The 21,602-nt window shown below is 49.8% G+C and carries 18 protein-coding genes, 1 tRNA gene and 1 pseudogene; 14 read left to right on the forward strand and 6 right to left on the reverse strand.

Annotation, left to right across the window (positions count from 1 at the left end; all coding sequences use genetic code 11):
- Window positions 1–492 precede the first annotated feature (492 nt).
- From C1752_RS02615 to C1752_RS29180, 4 genes are all read left to right on the forward strand, one after another.
- Entirely contained in the window at window positions 493–2,820 is a 2,328-nt protein-coding gene (locus C1752_RS02615; protein ID WP_110984478.1) for a peroxidase family protein, read from the forward strand.
- A 163-nt stretch (window positions 2,821–2,983) separates the two neighbouring features.
- Window positions 2,984–3,057 (forward strand) — tRNA-Arg (locus C1752_RS02620).
- Window positions 3,058–3,358: 301 nt separating this feature from the next.
- A complete protein-coding gene (locus tag C1752_RS02625) occupies window positions 3,359–4,381 on the forward strand; it encodes a hypothetical protein (RefSeq protein WP_110984479.1) in 1,023 nt (340 codons plus the stop codon).
- A gap of 6 nt (window positions 4,382–4,387) precedes the next feature.
- Window positions 4,388–4,603, forward strand: coding sequence for a hypothetical protein (locus C1752_RS29180; protein ID WP_233501275.1), 216 nt, complete (start codon window positions 4,388–4,390; stop codon window positions 4,601–4,603).
- 141 nt (window positions 4,604–4,744) lie between these two features.
- On the opposite strand, the gene C1752_RS02635 is transcribed toward C1752_RS29180, so the two are convergent.
- Window positions 4,745–5,305: a TIGR04376 family protein gene (locus C1752_RS02635; protein ID WP_110984481.1), complete on the reverse strand. Its 561-nt coding sequence runs from the start codon at window positions 5,303–5,305 to the stop codon at window positions 4,745–4,747.
- Window positions 5,306–5,821: 516 nt separating this feature from the next.
- Between C1752_RS02635 and C1752_RS02645 the strand changes: the two genes are divergently transcribed.
- Together C1752_RS02645 and C1752_RS02650 are read left to right on the forward strand one after the other, a co-directional pair.
- Window positions 5,822–7,264, forward strand: coding sequence for an alpha/beta hydrolase family protein (locus C1752_RS02645; protein WP_158534995.1), 1,443 nt, complete (start codon window positions 5,822–5,824; stop codon window positions 7,262–7,264).
- Window positions 7,265–7,685: 421 nt separating this feature from the next.
- Window positions 7,686–9,107 carry a chloride channel protein gene (locus tag C1752_RS02650; protein ID WP_110984484.1) on the forward strand — a complete coding sequence of 474 codons (1,422 nt, stop codon included), beginning with the start codon at window positions 7,686–7,688 and terminating at the stop codon, window positions 9,105–9,107.
- Here the strand turns inward: C1752_RS02650 and C1752_RS02655 are convergent.
- Window positions 9,088–9,894, reverse strand: a complete 807-nt coding sequence (locus C1752_RS02655) for a phytochelatin synthase family protein (RefSeq protein WP_199464255.1) — start codon at window positions 9,892–9,894, stop codon at window positions 9,088–9,090. The genes C1752_RS02650 and C1752_RS02655 overlap by 20 nt on opposite strands.
- 356 nt (window positions 9,895–10,250) lie before the next feature.
- On the opposite strand from C1752_RS02655, the gene C1752_RS02660 reads away from it, so the two are divergent.
- From C1752_RS02660 to C1752_RS02665, 3 genes are read left to right on the forward strand one after another with little or no spacing between them, the layout of a single operon-like run.
- Window positions 10,251–11,948, forward strand: a complete 1,698-nt coding sequence (locus C1752_RS02660) for a SulP family inorganic anion transporter (protein WP_110984560.1) — start codon at window positions 10,251–10,253, stop codon at window positions 11,946–11,948.
- Window positions 11,941–12,066 (forward strand): hypothetical protein, encoded by a 126-nt coding sequence (locus C1752_RS29655; RefSeq protein ID WP_274704407.1) that lies wholly within the window; start codon window positions 11,941–11,943, stop codon window positions 12,064–12,066. Before C1752_RS02660 ends, C1752_RS29655 begins: the two co-directional genes overlap by 8 nt.
- A 33-nt stretch (window positions 12,067–12,099) precedes the next feature.
- Complete coding sequence (locus C1752_RS02665; protein ID WP_110984485.1) at window positions 12,100–13,512, forward strand: ATP-binding protein; 1,413 nt, start codon at window positions 12,100–12,102, stop codon at window positions 13,510–13,512.
- 248 nt (window positions 13,513–13,760) lie between these two features.
- Here C1752_RS02665 and corA read toward each other — a convergent pair whose 3' ends face one another.
- Together corA and C1752_RS02675 are read right to left on the reverse strand one after the other, a co-directional pair.
- A complete protein-coding gene (corA, locus tag C1752_RS02670) occupies window positions 13,761–14,855 on the reverse strand; it encodes a magnesium/cobalt transporter CorA (RefSeq protein ID WP_110984486.1) in 1,095 nt (364 codons plus the stop codon).
- 146 nt (window positions 14,856–15,001) lie between these two features.
- A complete protein-coding gene (locus C1752_RS02675) occupies window positions 15,002–16,042 on the reverse strand; it encodes a hypothetical protein (protein WP_110984487.1) in 1,041 nt (346 codons plus the stop codon).
- Between the two features lie 322 nt (window positions 16,043–16,364).
- Here C1752_RS02675 and C1752_RS02680 point away from each other — a divergent pair, with 322 nt between their 5' ends.
- A complete protein-coding gene (locus C1752_RS02680; RefSeq protein ID WP_110984488.1) occupies window positions 16,365–16,880 on the forward strand; it encodes a sterol desaturase family protein in 516 nt (171 codons plus the stop codon).
- A 107-nt stretch (window positions 16,881–16,987) separates the two neighbouring features.
- On the opposite strand, the gene C1752_RS02685 is transcribed toward C1752_RS02680, so the two are convergent.
- Entirely contained in the window at window positions 16,988–17,365 is a 378-nt protein-coding gene (locus C1752_RS02685; protein ID WP_110984489.1) for a hypothetical protein, read from the reverse strand.
- Between the two features lie 205 nt (window positions 17,366–17,570).
- On the opposite strand from C1752_RS02685, the pseudogene C1752_RS02690 reads away from it, so the two are divergent.
- Together C1752_RS02690 and C1752_RS02695 are read left to right on the forward strand one after the other, a co-directional pair.
- Window positions 17,571–18,285 (forward strand): annotated as a pseudogene (locus C1752_RS02690) (response regulator transcription factor).
- Window positions 18,286–18,338: 53 nt separating this feature from the next.
- Window positions 18,339–19,382, forward strand: a complete 1,044-nt coding sequence (locus tag C1752_RS02695; protein WP_110984561.1) for a sensor histidine kinase — start codon at window positions 18,339–18,341, stop codon at window positions 19,380–19,382.
- A gap of 42 nt (window positions 19,383–19,424) precedes the next feature.
- Here C1752_RS02695 and C1752_RS02700 read toward each other — a convergent pair whose 3' ends face one another.
- A complete protein-coding gene (locus C1752_RS02700) occupies window positions 19,425–19,991 on the reverse strand; it encodes a PRC-barrel domain containing protein (protein WP_110984490.1) in 567 nt (188 codons plus the stop codon).
- A 176-nt stretch (window positions 19,992–20,167) separates the two neighbouring features.
- On the opposite strand from C1752_RS02700, the gene C1752_RS02705 reads away from it, so the two are divergent.
- Both C1752_RS02705 and C1752_RS02710 read left to right on the forward strand, forming a co-directional pair.
- Window positions 20,168–21,079: a mechanosensitive ion channel family protein gene (locus tag C1752_RS02705; protein WP_110984491.1), complete on the forward strand. Its 912-nt coding sequence runs from the start codon at window positions 20,168–20,170 to the stop codon at window positions 21,077–21,079.
- Window positions 21,080–21,114: 35 nt separating this feature from the next.
- Window positions 21,115–21,597, forward strand: a complete 483-nt coding sequence (locus C1752_RS02710) for an ATP-dependent zinc protease family protein (protein WP_110984492.1) — start codon at window positions 21,115–21,117, stop codon at window positions 21,595–21,597.
- The last annotated feature ends 5 nt before the right edge of the window (window positions 21,598–21,602 follow it).

Below are 21,602 nucleotides of genomic sequence, written 5' to 3' on the forward strand. Positions count from 1 at the left end.
GATGAGGTTAAGCTAATTTTAGATTCAAGCTAAAGTACAAAACAGTATTGGAACTCTTTTCCATTTTTTGCAGTCTTTAGGACTACTGCTGCTTTGAATTCTAAGGGTGTTATCTGACAGACCATTCATATCCATGGTGGTTTATCAATTGGGGATATGGCTACTAGCCATTTGTTTTTCCAGTGTTATTTCAAAGCTGTTGAAGCTAGCCTTCAGGCACAGCATCTGAGATTTACGGGGGTTATCTCAGCTTGCTTCTGAAAGCAAAGTTTAAATTTTTACAAACGTAACTTAAGCAGAATACTAACTTTTGGTTAGTGATTTGCTGATGCGGGAAGAACCTATCGGTGTTCTTTTCATGTCTTTACTTTTGCGAGTTGATGCCAAGTAAGTGCATCTAAATCTTGCTGTCTGAGTTTTGAAAACTCTGGACGGAGAGTTTGACTCGTTTATTCCGTGTTGTGAGTTCTTTATCTTTTGAGGTTTAAATTAATGAGTGATCAGCTAGGTTCTAATTTACTAGATTCTGCTCCTGGGAGTATCATGGGTCAGCAGAATTTGACTGTAGAAACAGTTGAGGTAGAAGAAGCAACTGCTGGGCTAGAGGGACTAGAATTCCGCTCCATTGACGGTTCCGGCAACAATATTGACGACTCCGAATTGGGTACCCCCCATACCCAGCTTCGACGTTTAAGCGATGCAGACTATGACGACGGGATTTCGACTCCTCGTAGTATTGCTTCTGATAACAGTACTGAGTTGCCAAGTGCTCGCGCTATTAGCAACAGCGTCGCTTCTCAATCCGGCTCAGTGTTGAACTCTCTGGGTCTCAGCGATTGGTTTTGGCAATGGGGGCAATTCCTCGATCACGATATTGACCTAACAGAAGGTGGGGAGGTTGCAGAACCCTTCAATATTAGTGTGCCCATGGGTGACCAACACTTCGACCCATTCAATACCGGAACAGCACAAATTGAGCTTAACCGGTCTGTCTTCGACGAGCATACGGGTACAGAAAATCCACGCCAACAGATCAACGAGATCACAACCTATATCGATGGTTCGATGGTCTATGGTTCAGATCAAGAACGTGCCGATGCACTACGTTCTAACGACGGCACCGGACGTCTTAAGACATCTGAAGGCGATTTACTGCCGTTTAACGAAGGTGGCTTTGGCAATGCAGGTGGCGATAGCGCTGACCTATTTTTAGCCGGTGATATCCGCGCCAATGAACAAATTGGCCTGACATCAGTACACACGTTGTTCGTACGTGAGCACAATCGCATTGCAGATAGTCTTCTAGAAAGAATCGAAAGTGGTGACAGCACCGTTGTACAAAAGCTAAATGCTTTCTTATCTGAGAATGCAGAGGCAACTGAAGGTGACTTTGTCTACGAATCTGCCCGCAAGCTCATTGGCGCTAAGATTCAGATGATTACCTATAACGAGTTTCTACCCCTCATGCTGGGTGGACCACTCGCTGCCTATGGCGGCTATGACTCCAGCGTAGATCCCAGCATTGCCAATGAGTTCTCAACGGCAGCATTCCGCTTCGGCCACACGATGCTGTCCCCTCAACTGCAGCAGTACGATGCCAATGGTAGCCTGGGCAGTACCGCACTACAGGATGCTTTCTTTCGACCCACTCTGGCTCAAGATGGCGGTGTAGAATCCTTCCTCTTAGGACTGGGTCTGCAGCAGGCTCAAGAAGTCGATACGCTAGTAATTGACGATGTCCGTAACTTCCTGTTTGGGCCTCCTGGAGCCGGTGGCTTTGATCTTGTTTCTCTCAACATTCAGCGAGGACGGGATCACGGTTTACCTGCCCTTAATGATGTTCGCGACAGCTTGGGTCTCTCTACGTACGATAGCTTCCTTGATTTGGCCGGTGGCGATGCAGACCTTGCCGCTAAATTCGAAAGTGTTTACGCCTCGGTCGATGACGTTGATCTATGGATCGGTGGACTAGGTGAACAGCACGTCAATGGCGGTGTATTGGGCGAGACCTTCAACACTATCGTGGCGGATCAGTTTACGCGGCTACGAGATGGCGATCGCTTTTTCTACGCCAACGATTTAGAAAGTCTCGAGTGGCTAGATGCCGACATCGCTGACACGACCTTTGCTGACATCATCCGGGACAACACCGAGAGTTCCCTTCTCGTTCAAGATAATCCCTTTCAAGTTCCTTACAAAAACACAATTTCCGGCGATGAGTCACGCAATGCCTTAGTCGGCACTAATCAGCATGATCTCGTTGATGGTGAAGCTGGAAGTGACAATATCAATGGCTTTTGGGGGAATGATATTGTCCTGGGTGGTAACGGAGCTGATGTGCTCTTTGGTAGTTACGGCAACGACACCCTCGTCGGTGGTTTAGGTGCTGATACAATCTCTGGCAGCTGGGGTTCTGATGCCCTTATGGGAGGCGATGCCAATGATCTCCTCCGCGGTGGCGCTGGATATGACACCCTCGTCGGCGGGATCGGTAAAGACATTCTCTCAGGCGGCAATGGTGTAGATCACCTTGAAGGTGAGGCCGGTAGCGACACCCTATATGGCGGTCGTGGTGCAGATCTGTTCATCTTCAGTGATGCTCTCCTTGAAGATGGCTTTTCAGATACTGATGTCATTATTGGCTTCCAGAAAATTGATACTTTTGATTTCAGTGACTACAGTGGCTCAATTGATGTCAATCGAGTCAGCCACGGTTTACTTGAAATTGAACTCAACGGTGGCGAAGATACGATTAACGTTTTCGGAAATCGTGCTGCTATCAACGTGGCTCAGGCGCAGCTTTCAGATCTATTAGCCTAGAAGGCTCTGCTTCAAGGTGTTTCAAATCTATCTTGAAGTTGCTTTCTACGCTGTGACTTGAGATTCAAGATTATTCAAAGACGACTCAGGGGGCATCCCTCTGAGTCGTCTTTATTGTGAACGTGGCACCAATCTCACGCTAATATGGCGTTTATAGAGGCATGGGGCTGTGGCTCAGATGGATAGAGCAAGCGCCTCCTAAGCGCTAGGTCGGCGGTTCGAATCCGCCCAGTCCCGTTTTTAGGCTTGATGTAATGCTGGTCCTCCATTTGCGAGCGGCTCTCTTCGACGAATGGAGTCAGTCGCCGTATTGCAAAGCAGCGATTCAGAAAACTAAAACCAACCTTTGCAGGAGAATCGGTTGTTCAGTATCGTTTGCTGACTTTGAGCGTCTAGGAATAGGCTCACGTTTCCCGACTTTAAGAAAAAATTCGATATTTATATCCCATTTTTGAGTAGAATCGGCTACACTTGCCAACGAACTGAGTCCGCTTGACAAGAAATCTGAAGTGTGAGGGATCGGGGTTAAAACAGCATGATGGATCTAACGTTTTTAATACAGAAGGCGGGCGACCGAGAATGGTTGCCTTTAGAATCTCCTACCGTTGAAGTGTTGGAGGGAAGATATCATTTAATAGCCCATGCGACTCAACTTGATCAGCCCCTAGATATTCAGATTCGCCATCGTTATGAAAACAACGGTGTTCTCCAGGAAGAGCGTCAACAGCATCGGCAGAAACCCGACGTCCATGGCAATCTGAGCCTTTTACCAGATGCTTACTTGGGACATGGTCTTTGGACTTTAACCTGTACCTTTTTGGCGGACCAGACTAACGAGTACAGTCAGTCTATTAATCTTCAAGTGCTGGCAGAGGACTGTGATGCGATATCTGATTGGGAGTTTGTGGAAGCCACTCAAAATAGCTGGCCGCAGGTGCAAGAGATAGACGCTACTGTCATGAGTGAGATTGCCAACCAGATTAATGCAGAAAAGAATTTCGTGGCTACCGGTGCAACAAAAAACGTTGGGTCACAAGCTGCTGACTGTGATCTGATAGATGTAGCGGACATTGTGCAAAGTGATATGGAGGAGAAGAGTAATGTTTCTTTCTCTATAGATTATTGCGAGGCAAGCCTCGTCGATACCCATCATTTCCCTGCGATGGAGATAGACGAGGTCTCTGAACACCAGGACTTAGACGCTGTGAGTTTACCTGTTCTACCTCGGCAAAAACAGACTATTCAGTGTCAGCCGTCTCAAGGGACAACATTGCCGCCTCAGCTTTCTGCACATCAGATTACAGAACAGGACAAACGACCTTTAGACCTACCGGCATTCCCACGCGATGTTCATTGGCGCTATATTCCCCTCAATAAGCTATCGGTGGGTATGCATCACAGGCAATTGATTCATCAAGCTCACTGCAACGACATTGAGCAAGCGTTTACAGCCCTAGAGCTTCAGCAACGTTTCTGGCGGACAATGCATCAATTGATTGATCCTAGGGCTGCTCAAACTAACTCTGAGCCTGTATCTGTGTTCACGCGCACGGCTGACTAAATTGACATGAAGGTATGGCTCACTAGTTTTATTGTGCTGTTGGCTTTGGTTGAAAGCAGTAAGTGGCTTCAGCAGATTGCACTGCCTTGGCCAGCCCTACTAATAGGAGGAGCGGCGTTAGCCGTAATCTCTAACGGGTCTGTTTTATTCACTCAGTCTGATCTCATGCTGCGGTCGATGCCTGAAAAGATGATTGAGAAGAAACGCTCTGCATCGGAGTAAGAAGATCTGTGAACAGCAGGGCAGATAGCAAGCTTGTGCTTGCTTTCCAGTCTTCTAAAATTGGCAAACTGTGAAGACTGCGAAGTTTTTGATAAGAACAAAGCGAAGAAGAACTAGATAGAGCTAGGCCTGTCTTCTTTGTTAGCGTCCCATTTTCCGTTTTAATTGATCGAGTTCATCATCCATTTCCCAGCGCTGGAACTGCTCTTCTAGAGGGTCGGAGGCTCCTCCGGAGGACGTTTTCTGATACCAGCCGGTCGTCTGGGCGGTGCGGGCGGTTTGCTGTTTAGGTGCCTGACGAATCTTCGCCTGAACTTCTTGCCGGCGGACCTGAATTTTTTGATGAAGCTCTTTGGTTTGAGCAACGCGCTCTTTGATAATTTCAAGCTGCCCCCACTGCTGGTTGCCCTGGCGCAGGAGTGCAGCTTCTCGCTGCTCCGCTGCCGTTGCTAAATCTTTGCGACCAGCCTGCTGTGCTTTTTTGATACGCTGATGCCAGCGCTGAATTTCATTGGCCGTCTCTAGAATGGCTTTTTGCTGCTGTTGTTCTTCGGCCTGAAGTTGGGCCAGTAGTTTTGCGGTATCTGCGGCTTGATCACGAAGCTTATCATCAAGAACCTGTAGCTCTAAATGAGGATGGGCACGTAGATATTCCTCAAGGCGCTCTTCTAGGAAGCGGCTAACATCGTCGAATACACTCATCGGGCAATTTCCATCAAGATTGATTGGTCCCACTTATTAAAGTGTGTCATATTTCTTTATTCCGACTTCAATCTTTGACCGATTCATGCAAAAAAGCCGTTTTGTATCCGTCAATCGTTCATCTATCCGCTCAATAGCGTTGAGGTTTAAAGCCAGACCAATGATGAATATCTTCTCATACAGGATGAGAGGTTTCTTACTGCGGCACCACTTCTGTTTCAAGCTGGCTATCTACGGTTAAGGTGTGGAAATCAAAAGGAGATAGCGTATAGGCGGCCTTGAGTCGATGTTTAATTTATACATCGATGTATAAATAGGCTGCTCATAGGAACTAGCCATTAGGGGAATACGCTCACGAGTTGCTCACATCTGTCATAACTAGAGAGGCGCTAACGAACAGTAAGCAAGACTCTACAAAAGATGGTGATTTCAAAAATAAGGCAGCTCATACTGTTGCTTTTCGCGGGTCTTTTCATCGTCCTGTCTTGGTGGGGCATCTATTCAGCACAGATAGGAGTGACGAGTCGTTCCCTAACGGTTGAGGACATTCCGATGCAGTTGATGACTCCGCAGACAGCAGGGCAGCATCCTGGTGTCTTAATTGCCCACGGTTTCTCTGGCTCCAAACAGCTGATGCTTGGGTATGCCTATGTGCTGGTTCACAACGGCTACGGTGTGCTGCTCTGGGATTTGCCAGGGCACGGGGCCAACACACAGCCCTTTGTCTATGAGTCTCTACAGCATAGTTTTGACGTATCGCTCTCGACCTTGGAACAACAGCCAGAGATTGATCCTCAGAGACTCGCTGCGTTAGGGCATTCAATGGGTGGGGGGGTTGCCCTAAGGGGCGGCATTGAGCATGGTGATCAGCTTGATGCGGTGGTGGCGATTTCATCTACTGATGCCCCGGTCACGCCGGAGCTACCTAAAAATTTGAATCTCCAGATTGGTCAGTGGGAATCTTATCTTGCTCCCTATGCAGAGCGATTGTTGGACCAAGCGGGGGGTGCCAGTCTAGATGTGTCGCAGGGGCGAGGGCGGTCCTTCAAAATTATTCCTGCCGTGGAGCATGCCACGATTTTGTTTAGCGATGTCAGCCATCAAGAGTCGCTTAACTGGCTCAACCAAACCTTTGGCTTGACCTCTATGAGTACCTATAAAGATCGACGAATGGCTTGGTATGGTTTGCACCTGCTAGGGTGGGTGGTTGCGATCGCATCTGCTCTACCGACAGTCATCAAACCACCTTCCCCTCCCTCAAAATCCTGGGATTCCATGCCTTCCCCCGCGTCTCCTGTCCCGGGACCATCACAACCACTCCAGAGAAAAGCGACTGCGGCCCGATGGAGCTGGGGCGGCCTTTTGTTCGCTCCGGTCATCCCCATCGCATTCCTTAAGCTGCTTAACCGACAAACCCCCATCGATAATTTAGGTGGCTTGCTGATTGGGGGTGCCCTTGGCGTTTGGATGCTGCTCGCCGGGTTAGTGTGGTTGGGCACGGTCACTGCTGGGGGCCGAGCTGCGATTAGAAAACCCACAATCAAAGATCTGAAGGTGGGTGCGGTTGGCTTTGCAATGTTGTGGCTGGGGCTGGGGGCCTTGGCACAATGGGTCTGGCTGCCCTGGTTTCTTGTGCCGACTCGGCTGCTCCTGTGGGTTGCGATCTCGGTCGCCTGCATTCCCTGGTTCCTGGCGTCTAGCCTCGTGCAGCATCAGGCAAAACGGCGACGCCGTCTAGCGTGGTGGCTGGGACAAAGCCTTGTCTTCTTGGTGGGATTAACCGGCACGATTGCACTGTTGCCTTCTTTGGGATTCTTGGCGATCATGCTGCCTGTTTTCCCGCTTTTGGTCGCTCTGTTTTCACTGGTTACTGCTAAGGCTGCCTCACCCTGGGGTGCTTGCCTTGCCTGTGCGCCCATTTTTAGTTGGCTAATTGTGACACCCTTTCCGTTGGTTTAGATCCCTCTCAACAATCTGAGATCTTGCCTGTCTTGATCTATCTTGGTTTGACTTGTATCGATTACGGTTCCAATTGCGATCGCAATCTTAAATTTTTCTGCTCTCCCTTGCCATTCAAAAAATGCATTCTAGTCATGCATTACTCAATATTTTTGCCAGTTGAGAGCATTAAGGGGTAATTGAGGATACTAAACTCTGGAGAGAAACTCAGTACGTTGTGAGAATGATTTAACTTTATCTTTTATCTATTTTTGTAGCCTAAAAGACAAATCTAAAGCATCGAAATATTTGCCCTTAATGCTACTTCAACACAACCAAATTTGGCTTTAAATACCCTCATTTTTTGGCTTTACGAAGAAGACTTTTGCCGCGAACTTTCAAGATTAGATACTTGTGAAGCACTTCAGGAGACCGATTGCTTATGCTTCAAGTACCGGAAAGCGATCAAGCTGAGACAGAAAAGGAAGCGCAATCCTCTGATCAGCCTCGTCAACTGACCTACACTCAGCTTGTTTTATGCGCCGCGCTGATTGGTGCCGTCGGTGGTCTCGTCGCCACAATTTATTACTTTGTTCTAGAGTTCATGATGCATGGGATGTGGCACACTACCCCAGACTTTCTAGAGCCGTATTTCCCGAGCTGGTTGCCGACCCAGAACTATGTGTGGATCGCTACTACCGTGGGCGGCTTTTGCGTCGGTCTAGTCCTCTACTTTATGGGTCTACCTGGGGAGATGGCTCAGGTCGTAGACAACATCCACAGCCCCGGCAAGATTGATGTCCGTAAAACCCCGGCGATGATTATTGCCTCTTTGGTTGCCATCACCTCTGGCGGCAGTGCCGGCCCTGAAGCACCTCTTGTACAGGTGAACGGCAGCTTTGGTAGTTGGCTGGGAGAAAAGCTAAAACTCTCAGGTGAGTCCGTGCGGGTCCTCACGTTTTGCGGCATGAGTGCGGCCCTCGGTGCTTTTTTCGGTGCCCCCATTGGCGCAGCTTTGTTTGCTTTAGAGATTCCCCATCGCAAGGGTCTGGAGTATTACGAAGCGATCGCACCTGCCATCGTCTCGGCCATCCTGTCCTTTGCCGTCTTTCGCATCAATACCGGCATCACCATCGGCGGGTTCTACCACTTTGAAACCGTTCCGGCCCTAACGCCAATGAATCTATTTGAAGGATTAGTTTTGGGCGTGATCGGTGCAGGCATAGCCGTAATGTTTATCGGGGTCTTTCGCCTCATTGGTCAACTGTTAGAGCCATTAGAGCACTACCGGATTGCCTTAGCCACATTGGGCGGTCTCTCCATTGGCTTAATTGCGTTTGCCTTTCCTCAGACGCTATTTTTCAGTGAAGAGCAGATTCATACTGTGATTGAAACCGGCGCAACGCTGGGCATTAGCTTTTTGCTGATGATTGCTGTCGCCAAAATGTTTGCCATTAGCTTTACGCTGCATTCAGGTTTCCTGGGTGGATTTATCTTCCCGCTGTTTTTTATTGGAGCTAATGTCGGTCTGGCAATTTCTCTCGCGGTGCCGCAGGTTCATCCCACAGTTGGCATGGTTTGTCTAATGGCGGCGGTGAATGTGGCCGTGACTAAAACGCCAGTAAGCAGCAGCATTATTCTCAGCGTTTTGTCGGGGACTGCGATGCTGCCGGTGATCGTCATCGCTAGCTTTACGAGCTTTTTACTCACCAGCAAGGTAACGATGATTGGGACTCAGCGATCGCGTAGTACAGAAAGTTTGGTCATAAGTGCGATGTCTGCTCAGCCCGATTTGGTTGCAAGCCTGCAGCAGGTTGCCGGTCCGCCGCCCCCTGCTCTGCGGCTCAACGAGCCACTGAGTTGACTAGGACAAAGCCACGGCTCTTACCTGACGTTGAATCCAAGGTATTGATCGCCTTCCATAACGCCTCTGCTTCAACCCAGAGGGGTTCATACCTGTAGCGAGCAACATCGAGGATCAAAAATCGATCTGATTCTGCGTTGTAGGCAGCAATTGGCGAGATATGACCGCCACCTTTTTGCCCAAGGCTGCGCCGCAAATAGTTAACAGCGACGAAGTTCTTGGGTTGTTGAAGGTTTTGCACAACGGAGTTTCGGAACTGATCTAAACTCACTTCTTGACCATGAAAAACCTGCACATCCAAAGGATAGCTTTGAAACAGTCCTCCAAGCTCCTGTAGAGTCATGCCCTGCTTTTTGATGGTCTCGGGCTTGATGACGGTGTGAGTGTTCTCGTTTTCAAACACATTCTCTTGCGTGAAAAAGCGATAGGAGACCAATCCTGGAACGGTATGGCTGACAACTTCTGGTGCATCAACCTCTAAAGCATTGAGAATCATGACGATGGTGGCAACGCCGCAGTAGGCAAGATGATTCTGAGTCAGAAACTCCGAGGACAGCGGTAGATAGTCCCGTCGAGCTTGACTTGTAAACAACAACTGTTCGCCCGCTTGTGAGTCGAGGTCTACCAAAGCTTTCGTTTTAGAGATTTCCTGCGCAGCGCTGGAACCAGGAGAGCCAAGGATCATAGCAGTCATGATCCACCACAGGGACCAGAGGGCCGTTTCACCTCTCTCACCCAGAGGTTTAAGAGCTAGATCATAAATTTTGCCCAGCGTTGTTGATTGCATGTGCCCACCCTAAAATTTTCAGATCGCAACTTCCTGATCCTTGCACAAAGTCTTGACTCACAAAGTCCGTTAGAGGTTATCAATCGTATAGTTTCTATCCTGTGTTTTATGTTGCTTGTAGCATCTCTTTTTTGCAGAGTATTAAGAACTTTTTCCCAAATTGAGTATTGTTTTTACGAGGCGGTTGGACTCAACCCATAAACCGAGCTTTGCACTGCCCAAATGTGCTGATCTACACATTGGTCGCTCAGCCTGAGTTTTAGAATGCTTCAGTCCGATCCATCACCTTTTCCAATGCTGAGGATAGAGCCTTGCTTTGAGAGCGCATGGGTCCATTTATGAAGGGTCGAGATTCTATGCAGCTCTGGCGTCGATTACAGTTTGACAATCTTCGAGGCGATCTGTTTGGTGGTTTGACCGCAGCCATTGTTGCACTGCCGCTGGCGCTGGCCTTTGGCGTTGCTTCGGGTGCAGGTGCGATCGCAGGTCTCTACGGTGCTGTCTTCACGGGCTTCTTTGCTGCGCTATTGGGCGGTACTCCCTCCCAGGTTTCTGGCCCGACAGGTCCGATGACCGTAGTTATGGCGACGGTGTTCGCGAAGTTAATCGCTGAGAATCCCGAGAACGGCATGGCAATGGCCTTTACTGCCGTGATGCTTAGCGGTGCACTTCAGATTCTGTTTGGGATGCTGCGCCTGGGGCAGTTCATTACGCTGATGCCCTATACCGTCATTTCTGGTTTCATGTCTGGGATTGGGGTAATCATTGTGGCGCTGCAGCTTGCGCCTCTACTGGGACATGCAGCCCAGAGCAGCGTTGTGGAAGGACTGCAGCAGTTGCCTACCGCTCTAGCCGAACCTCATCCTGTAGCAGTGGGGCTGGGGGGATTAACGCTGCTGATCGTGTTTGGCTGGCCGAAGAGATGGGCACGAATCGTACCCTCACCGCTGGTGGCGCTGATTGTTTGCACTGCGATCGCAACTCTCATCTTTCCCAATAACGATGTGGCCCGCATTGGCGATATTCCTCAGGGGCTACCCCAACTGCAGTGGCCGCAGCTTAGCCTGAGCCAACTCGGCGATATTGTTGGTTATGCCCTCATGCTGGCAACCTTGGGGGCCATCGACTCATTGCTCACTTCATTGGTTGCTGACAACATCACCCGCACCCAGCACGACTCTGAGCAGGAATTGATCGGTCAGGGCATTGGCAACCTGCTGTCCGGTTTGTTCGGCGGGCTGCCCGGTGCTGGCGCCACCATGCGGACTGTGATTAATGTGCAAGCAGGCGGACGCACCCCTCTTTCAGGCATGTTTCACGCCCTGGTTTTGCTGTGTATTGTCCTCTGGGCTGGCGGCATTACCTCTCAAATCCCCCATGCAGTTCTCGCCGGAATTTTAATTAAGGTGGGCGTCCAAATCATAGATTGGGGGTTCCTCTGGCGAATCTGTCAGGTCTCTTTTCGGGCGGCCTTGGTGACCTATGGCGTGCTGTTCCTCACCGTTTTTGTGGATCTGATCACGGCAGTTCTGGTGGGGGCTTTCGTGGCCAATATACTGACCATCCAGCGACTAACCAGCCTCCAAATCAGCAAGATTTTGGCGGTTACCCATCCCGCTGACGATCCCAACATACTCTTGACACCTGAAGAACGACGGCTGATGGATCAGGCCCAAGGGCGTATCTTGTTGATTCAGATGAGTGGTCCCATAAGCTATGGAGCAGCCAGGACCATCTCGTACCAAATGGGGCGGAACTTTGACATCCTGATTCTCGATTTGAGTCATGTACCATTGATAGGCGTCACGGCTTCGTTGATTGTCGAAGCAGAAGTAAAAGCGGCTCGTCGCCGACAGGTCGAAATTTATATTGTTGGAGCGAGAGGCCAAGTAGAGAAACGACTGCAGCAATTTCAAGTTCAGGATGCTCTACCTGCCGCAAACTTTTTGCCCGCTTGCTCCTATGCCCTTGAGATGGCGTTGACGTTGATCAACCTAGATGGGGTGAGGCAAACAGCAGTTATTTGCACTCAAACTCACCCAAATCGTGGATAAGGATTTAGAGTTGCGAGTAGTGATGGAACCGCTGACGCCCTGCCATCCCCTCCAGGTAGTGAGGCTGTTGGTCAGAGAAGCTGCTAAATCAGCTCCGACGCCAAAAGAAGTAGACTAAATTGCTGGCGGTTTTATCCATCAAGAAAAGCACATGACTATTACACCGGCACAGATTGACGTATGGCGACAGGTCCCTCGAGAAACGCCAAAGCTAGAGTTTAAAGAAGCTAAAAATAGCTTTGATAAAACTAAGCTCTATCGATACTGCGTTGCTATTGCCAACGAAGGTGGCGGACATCTCTTACTTGGGATTTCGGATGAGCGCCCTCGTCCCGTGGTAGGTACCTCAGCGTTCCCTAATCCAGGTGTAATCGCTGAAAAACTCCTGATAGTTCTCAAGTTTCGCGTTGAAGTAGAGGCTGTAGAGCATTCCGATGGTCGAGTTATAGTTTTTCTTATTCCATCTCGCCCCAAAGGCACAGCGTACAATCACGGCGGAGCCTATCTTATGCGCTCTGGCGAACAACTTGTACCTATGAGTGAAGATCAACTGAGAAGAATTTTTGCTGAGGGCCAACCCGATTGGTTGGAGGGATCCGCCAAGTCAAACTGTAGCGATGAAGATATTGTCCGCTTACTGGATACTCAAAGCTACTATGACCTACAAGAACGGACTTATCCAAGTACCCGTGCAGAAGTTCTACGAAAGTTTGAGCAAGAGCACCTGATCGAATCCGCTACAGCTGGATGGAATATTACCCGTATGGGAGCTATCTTATTTGCCAAACGCATTGAACAAGATTTTCCTGATCTACAGTCAAAAGCGCCTCGTTTCGTTGTTTATGAGCAAAACAATAAGCTCAACACCCGCATGGATATTTTTGGAAGCAAGGGTTACGCCGTGGGTTTCTCGGGTCTAGTGAGCTTTATTATGGCCCAAACTCCGCAAAGCGAAGTCCTCAGCGGAGCACTACGAGAATCAGTCAAAATGTTCCCAGAAGAGGCTGTGCGGGAATTGTTAGCTAATGCACTAATTCATCAAGATTTTTCTCAGACTGGGCCATCGGTCCGAATTGAGCTTTTCTCAGATCGCCTAGAGATTAGCAATTTGGGCTTACCTCCAATTGATACCGAGCGTTTTATTGATGAGGATAAATCTCGCAACGAGCGCCTTGCGGATCTCATGCGTCGTCTTAGAATCTGTGAGCGTAAAGGAAGTGGCTTTGATCGGGTTGTCAATGCGACTGAAGTGCATCAGTTACCCGCTCCTGACATTAGATTGGGGACCGTTCACACATCTATCGTGCTTTTTGCCCATAAGGACTTCAAGGAGATGGATCGTGACGATCGTATCCGGGCAACCTACCAACACTGCTGCTTAAAGTATGTGATGAATGAGAAAATGACCAACAGGTCTCTTAGAAAGCGCTTTCAATTACCGGATAAGAAAGCAGAGCCGGTTTCAAGAGCCATTCGTGAAGCCCTTGATGCTAGATTAGTTCAGCCTGCTGATCCATCTGTAACATCTACCCGCTATCGGAGTTATATTCCCTTCTGGGCTTGAAGTCTCCATAGATACAAGCGACGGCTCTCAACCTGTTTTCCTTGAAACCTTTGATATATAGGGATTTTTTCTTTAGATGCTAATTTCTATTCCATAGGCCGTTCTTTAGATACAAACCACTTTTCAGTAATCCGTTTTTGCAGAAAGCCTGATATAGAAGGCTTTCCTTCTTTAGACGCTAATTCCCAATTATCCGTGCCTCACTTTGGGTAATGGGTATACGCCTATAGATATTCATAGGTGCTTCTTCAGCCTGAGAAGTTGCTAAACCAGCCTCGTTTCCAAAAGAAGTACACTAGGCTGCTTGCGATCGCACCCATCAAAAACCACACCATTGCGTATCCCCACTCCCAGTTCAGCTCCGGCATATTTTTGAAATTCATGCCGTAGATGCCCGCAATAAAAGTGAGCGGGATAAAAATTGTCGAAATGACGGTGAGAATCTTCATCACCTCGTTCATGCGGTTGCTGACCGAGGAGAGATAGACATCCATCAGGCTGGCGGCAAACTCTCGATAGGTTTCCACCATCTCTAAAATCTGAATGGCGTGATCGTGGCAGTCCCGCAGGTAGACTTTCACTTCTTCGCTAATGAGGGGGCTGTCGTCGCGGAGTAGAGATGCGATCGCATCTCTCTGAGACCAGCTCAGTCGCCGAAGAGACAGCAGCTCTCGCTTAAGCGTATGCACCTGATTGAGCAACTCCCGTGATGGATTGAGTAAAATTTCATCTTCGAGAATCTCAAGCTGATCGCTGTAGTTTTCCAAGATCGGGAAAAAGCCATCCACCACCGCATCTAAAAGTGAATAGGCTAAATAATCGGCCCCTGCCCGTCGGATGGATCCTTTCTTAAACCGAATCCGCTGGCGTACCGGATCGAAGCAGTCTCCAGGGTGTTCCTGCACCGTCAGCAGCGTATGATCCTGCAGAATAAAGCTCACCTGCTCACTGGTGAATCCAGGTTCTCCGGCGGCGGGTAAAACCATTCGGGCTACAAGCACCAACTGATCTTCGTAGTTCTCCACTTTAGAGCGCTGGGGGACATTGACGACATCTTCAAGCACCAAGGGATGCAGATGAAAGACCTGACCCAGCCGCCGTAAGATACTTTCGCTACCTAACCCCTGAACATCGATCCAGGACACCATCTCTGTGTCAAGACAGGCGAGGCAATCTTCAGGATTTGCGATCGCAGCCCGACGCGATCGCATTGCATCATATTCAATCAACGTGATTTCAGGAGGATGGGCATCCTCATCGATCATCAGCGTGCCAGGGGCACTACCGGGCTGGTCGTAAAAGTAGTCCGCATAGTCTGGAGGAGAAGCGGGAAACTGGGTCATACAATGCTCCGATAGCGCTGGATTAGCTGAACAGACAGTAAGTCTAGGCAAACATCAAAAGACCAGATGCTTCGACTGCTGCAGAATCTGTCCTGCAAATGTCTATTGTTTCCTGGATTGGCCTGTCTGTTCTGCCTACATACGATTTAGGAGCAACTCCGCTTCCACATCACGCTACCCATCTCGTTCGTTCGAGACCCCGTATCAACATTGCTGTAATAGTCATAGGCACCCAGGCCGCTGACAAAAGCATAGGTGGCTGTCTCTCCGTCATAGGCAGGACGCAAGTTGGCATCAAAAAAATAAATTGAAAAACTGCGAGAGTTTGTCTGACCCCGATCTTTACGTAGGTTTAGGCTCGGGCTCGGGTAACCAACTGAAGCAGAGTAGTCAAACAGATCAATGGGACCACGCTGTGTGTGCCCAATCGTGACCGTGTATGGAACACTCGCAAATTCCCCTGATGCTGGCGCGAACATCATTGAGTAATTGGGATTACCCATCGCAGTAAATACGCTCTCTGTTAGCGGGCAGGATCCCTTTTGAGCGTTGGCACTCCCCTGCGAGGGCTGACGTTGAGGCTGATTGCCATCCTGTGACACAGGTGCCCCTGGCGTGGCTGCAACAGTGCCAATAGCACCCACCGCATCAATATCAGGACCGGCATAGGGAGACCCACTGGTATTACCGTCGGGATAGTCTCGCAGACGCACAAATCGATATTGAGCATTCTGCGGGAGCTGATAGTTTGCCAGATCAATGGAGCGCGTTGACCCTTCGATACGTCCCAACGCATACCAGGTTGTTCCATCGACTGAAACCTCTACTGAAGTTGCCTCAACCGCAGGCCCCGTCTCAAAAATATAGAGATCTGGCCCCTGTCTATCAACGAGCCGATTATTGGTGAACTCCAGTATCAGATCAGAAGAGGTTGCTAAATCTGTCGCATTCCCGAGAGAGACGTACTTTTTATCAGGAATACCTAAAGCATGACTGGCCTCTCGATTCTTCCCAGAAACCTTCCCGCCAGCAGCGTTGTAGTTTAGACGCACGACCCGATCGGCAAACGAGATCTCTCCCTGCGGAAAATCTACCCCTTGATAGGTTTCTGCCCGACTGACTTGAGCCAAGGCCGGAACGATCGACACACTAAAAAGCAGAGAAAATAGAACTTTGAAATTACGCATAGCTCAACTGAACCCTTGATGTACCTTGAATTACAGCCTGAATGATTGGCCATTCCACTTTACTTAACAAACAATTAAACCGTTGGTGATCCAAACTTCTAGGATCACGTAATATTCGTCACAAGCTTTCATGAGCTAAGCTCATGCTCATGTTTTACGCATCAATTCGCTGAGTCGATCAACCTAAATGACAGACGGCTCACGGTCCAGTGTTCCCTCAATGGGTGAGGCATTCGCGATAGAAACGATAAAATATTCAAGTTTATGGCTTCGGAACAATAACGCTCTTAATGCTGAGTAAGTTCGTAAGGAGAACGGGCATATGGACAACATTTCAGATATCTTCAAGGTCGCAGGATACCTGGGCTGGTCTATAGCTGCCTTTATCTTCGCTAGCTTCGTTGAATACTGGCTACATCGCTTCATGCATATCGATCCCTACCCTCTTGGCAAAGTCCATGTGCAACATCATCAAGAGAATACCGGCCAGGGATTTTTGCTAGAGCTGCGAAACTATGTGATTGGGACTGCACCGCTTATGGCCACTACGTTCTTATTCTCTTGGCAAATTGGGGTGTGCTGTACGCTGGGCGGCATTGCCTATGCGACGTTTTCAGCCTATGCCCATCAACTGCAGCATGATAATCCTGCGCGGTGTGACTGGATGGAGATGCCGGTTCACACTGTCCATCATCAGTACAACCAGTGGCACCATAATTTTGGCATAGCCGTGGACTGGTGGGACCGAGTATTTGGGACCTATCAGCTCAAGCCGTGGTCTACACCTATAAAAGAGAATTCATCGAAACGGGGCTATTTGGCGATCAAGTGGCGTTGACGGGAAATGGGGCACGTCAACTGCTGTCGCTCAGCAGGCGATCCGTAATGCCAGAAAAAAGCCCTAGCTTTTGACTAGGGCTAAATCACGTGAGTGAGGTATGAAATCTATGGGGTAAGAAAAACGCGATCGCAAGTCAAAGGACAGGATGCAAACACGACTGGCTCCTGAGCCAGTGACTTCGGCCATCCGACACCAGATAGTTGACGGGGATGAACACCCCAGGCTGTGAGCAAAGCTGCACCCACTATGAGGAAAGTGACGTTAGCCGCAAGTACGCCGCCGCCAACGACCATAATCGTGCTGAAGGGAAGCACAGCCTGGAGAGAAATCGCTACGAGTGAAGTACCAATCACCAGCAGCGCCACCACCGGAAACCCGACAACCAACCAGCAGACGGTCAGCGAGAAAGTCCAGATACAGAAGCGTTGAATCAGGTCAACGAAGAGGAGCCGAGGCGGGGGAAGCAATTGCGCTAGCGTCATTGTCAATGCCTTTGTTAAAGACGAACTCAAACAGCCACTGACAGCAAATCAACCATTTGCGCTATTCGCATCGCTGTACGCTGGGCCTATGGTTATTAATGTAGGGGAGCCATGTGTCGTGAGTGTGTAAAACGCATGTCAATATTGTGAGCAGGGCGACACTGCTGCCCCTGACCACTAGATTGTGAGTGATTTCGGCCCAGCCATGAAGCCATCTATTCTCATTGTTGAAGATGAAGTCGAGATTGCTCGGTTTATCCAACAGCTCTTAGAGCAGGAAGGCTTTGGATGTCAAAGCTGCCACGATGGCCTAGAGGCGCTCAGTCTCAACCAGACACTGCAGCCCGATCTGCTGATTTTAGACCTGATGCTTCCCGGCCTAGACGGTCTTGAAGTCTGCACTCGCATTCGCCAGCAGGCCAGCGCCAAAGACCCCTATATTCTGATGTTGACGGCCAAAGGTGAAGAAATTGATCGGGTGATTGGTCTATCAACAGGGGCTGACGATTACTTGGTTAAACCCTTTAGTCCCATCGAGTTAGTGGCAAGGGTGCGGGCTTTACTGCGTCGTAGTTTGCGGCAGGCTGATTCGTCTCAGATTTACCGAACGCAGCACTTTACCGTTGATCTCGATCAGCATCGTGCCCAGCAGCATGGCCAGCCCCAGGGAGACAAGTCCCTAGATTTGACAACGCTAGAATTTAAGCTGATGGCGACTTTAATCGGTTCGCCGGGACGGGTTTGGAGCCGAACACAACTAATTGAGAAGCTGTGGGGCGACGACTTCTTTGGCGATGACCGAGTGGTGGATACCCAAGTCGCGACTGCGAAAAAAAATTGAGCCAGATCCGGCTCGACCTGCGTTCATTAAAACCGTGACCGGAGTGGGCTATCGGTTTGAAGACTCACCAGGAGCGTAAAGAAAGTGCGAATAGGGTTGCGATCGCGTCTTTTTCTTTCTCATCTGTTTGTGATGGTCGTTCCTTTGCTGGGCTTTATCTTAATCAGCAAAGCCTCCGCCGTGAATTTATTTGCCGATCGCCTAGCGCAGCTTGAAGGCAAAGGGTTTACCATCCGCACGGCCCGCACTGTCCTACTAGAGAGCTTCGAGGCTGCCTGGAGTCACAGCACCTACTGGGCTGTTTTGGTGGGAGGCTTTACCGCTGCTATTTTGAGCTTGATCCTTGCTCGTATTATCACGCGGCCCTTGACCCAGATTGAGCAGACGATTCATCAGATCGCGGCCGGCGATCTACAGGAACGGGTGCCCAGCAATGCCATCCCAGAGCTAAACCGTCTCAGCCGCAGCTTCAACCGCATGGCGATTCAGCTTGATGATGTGGAGCAGCGGCGGCGGGAGCTAATCACCGATTTAACCCACGAGCTACGGACGCCGCTGACGATTCTGCAAGGATATCTAGAAACCTGGGCCACCGGGAAGCTGACGCCCAACGCAAAAGCCTACCAGCTTTTAATTCAGGAAACCAAGCGTTTAGAACGGCTGACGAATGATGTGCAAGAGCTATCCGTTGCTGAAGCCGGACATCTCACTCTAGATCTGCAGCCGCTAGCGTTAAGGCCGCTGATTGAAGAACTGATCCAAACCCTCTCCCATCAGTTAACGGAGGACGGTCCCTGCCTCCGATTAGACTGTCCGTCGGAGAGCCCACAGGTTCTTGCCGATCCCGCACGAACAAAGCAGATTTTGGTCAATCTGCTGGGGAATGCGCTCCGCCACACAAAAAGCGGCACCGTCACTATTCAAGTTCAGGCAGAAGAGCGTGATGTCTGGATTGCAGTGCAGGATACAGGATCAGGGATCGCGGCTGATGATCTACCCCACGTGTTTGAACGATTTTGGCGGTCCGAAGAGATGCGATCGCAAGCAACCCGAGGCACCGGAATCGGACTCGCCATCACTCGCCGCCTAGTGGAACTTCAAAGTGGGCAAATCACTGCTGAAAGTCAACTAGGCATTGGCAGTACCTTTCGCTTTTCGCTGCCAAAGGTGAACTGATTCGCGCGAGCTTTTACCCACAACACTTGCGTACTCAGCTCGCTAGCATAGAGCGACGACTCTGCTCGGTGAAATATCTATTGGCTCTGCTTCTGTTTCTACCTGCTGCATCACTGCATCAGGAACCACTAACCATCCCTGTCCTGCATCCATAATCATGTCAGGTGAAATACGAAGCAGATTCTCTGCCAGCCCAATGCGGCCTTGAACAGCGCAGAGATATTCACAGATGATTCCCGTGCTGGGGTCAAAAGAGTAGTCTGCAATGTTGCCCAGTCGCCGTCCTTTATGGGTCCACACTTCAAAATCGAGGCGAGTCGTTGTCGCAGTCCATGACTGAGCCTCTAGGTGCAAAACCGAGCTGGGATGACTCGCCGAAGCCGCTTTAACCTTGATCATTTGGTCTTCAACGGCTACGACCTGCCGCCAGGGATAGGTCTGCAACGTATCCCAAAAGCCAACGCGACTGCTGAAACCTAAGACTTTGTGATTAATTAGGTCTAGCCAGACGGCAGAGACTTGACCCAGTAGCTTAGCGGAAGAAGTAGTCACGACCTGGCAATGCAGGAAACTACTGTGGCAAACTTTTAACTCTAGGGCGTGAGTCATATTATTCTCCTGCTTCAAAGCGGTAGAGTCACTTAGCTGAAATTGATACTGACAAGTTTAGAGAGAAGGTATGTCATTTCTATGGCGAGTGAGTGCCAGTTTGATGACAGTTGTGTCTGCCGTTTGAAAAAGTTGTTAAACTCCGGTCATCCTTATACAGTTTGAGCCTTTGGCTTATGGACCTGCTCAATCAGCTCAATCTTAATCTAGGCATAGACCCTGAGATTCCAAATAAGCTGATCGCCTCCGCCATAGGTCTCATCTTGGTCCTGAGTCTCCGCTGGCTGGCACTGCGTGTGCTGAATCGCCGGGTCAAAGATCCGCGTATTCTTTACGGCTGGCGCAAGTGGGTCGGCTATATCAGCTTTGGGTTTTCCATTTTCAGCGTCGGTCGGCCCTGGGTTCCTGAACTACAGAACATCTCTACCTTTTTAGGGATTGTCACAGCAGGCTTGGCGGTAGCGTTGAAAGAACCTATCGTTGATTTAGTGGGATGGGCTTTCATCCTTTCTCGGCAGCCCTTTCAAGTGGGCGATCGCATCCAACTTGGCCCCCATGCCGGCGACGTCATCGACATCCGCATCTTTCAATTTACGCTCATGGAAGTGGGCAATTGGGTGGCGGCCGATCAGAGCACAGGCCGCGTGATTCACGTACCCAACGGAAAAGTATTTCAAGATACCGTTGCCAACTATTCCCAAGGGTTCCAATATCTTTGGCACGAAATTCCGGTCCTGCTCACCTTTGAGAGCGACTGGGAGCAGGCCAAACAGATCTTGCTTAAGCTCGCCAACTGTCATGCCGAACACCTTAGCGATGCAGCCCAGTCTCGTCTGCGGGCTGCGGCTCAAAAATATATGATCGTCTACTCTAAACTCACCCCCATCGTTTATACCTCCGTGCAGGAGAGCGGTGTCTTGCTGACTATTCGCTATCTCTGTGAGCCTCGGCAGCGACGAACAACAGAGCAGTCCATTTGGGAAGATATTTTGAGAACGTTTGCCCAGCACGATAATATTGCCTTTGCCTATCCTACCCAGCGGTTTGTTTCATCAAGCGATCCGCACCTGAACCGGCCACCCCAATAGATACGCCACAGACCAAAACGTTGAGGAATGCCTCTATGACTGCCCCCCTGCCTGCCACCTTGGCTCTCCCCGCCATTGGCTGGCGTGAGTGGATTACGCTGCCTAGCCTCGGTATTGATCACGTCAAAGCCAAAATTGATACAGGCGCACGATCCTCAGCTCTCCACGCCTTTGAGGTTGAGCGGATTGAAGCACAAGGCAAAACCAGAGTCCGTTTCAAAGTCCATCCAGAACAAGACCGCACCGATATCGTGATCACGGCAGAAGCTGACCTATTTGATGAGCGTGAGGTCCGAGACTCCGGCGGTCACGCTGAGCTGCGGCCGATTATTCAGGTTGACGTCACCCTCAACGGTCAGTCTTGGCCCATCGAACTGACCTTAACTGACCGCAGCAGCATGGGATTCCGAATGCTGTTGGGGCGCGAAGCCGTGCGGGGGAGATTTCTAGTGGATGCGGGACAATCCTTCCTTCAGAGTGCAGCCCAGCACTCTACACTGGAACAGCAGAGAACTTGAGTGCT

The sequence above is a fragment of the Acaryochloris thomasi RCC1774 genome, assembly GCF_003231495.1.
Classification (GTDB): domain Bacteria; phylum Cyanobacteriota; class Cyanobacteriia; order Thermosynechococcales; family Thermosynechococcaceae; genus RCC1774.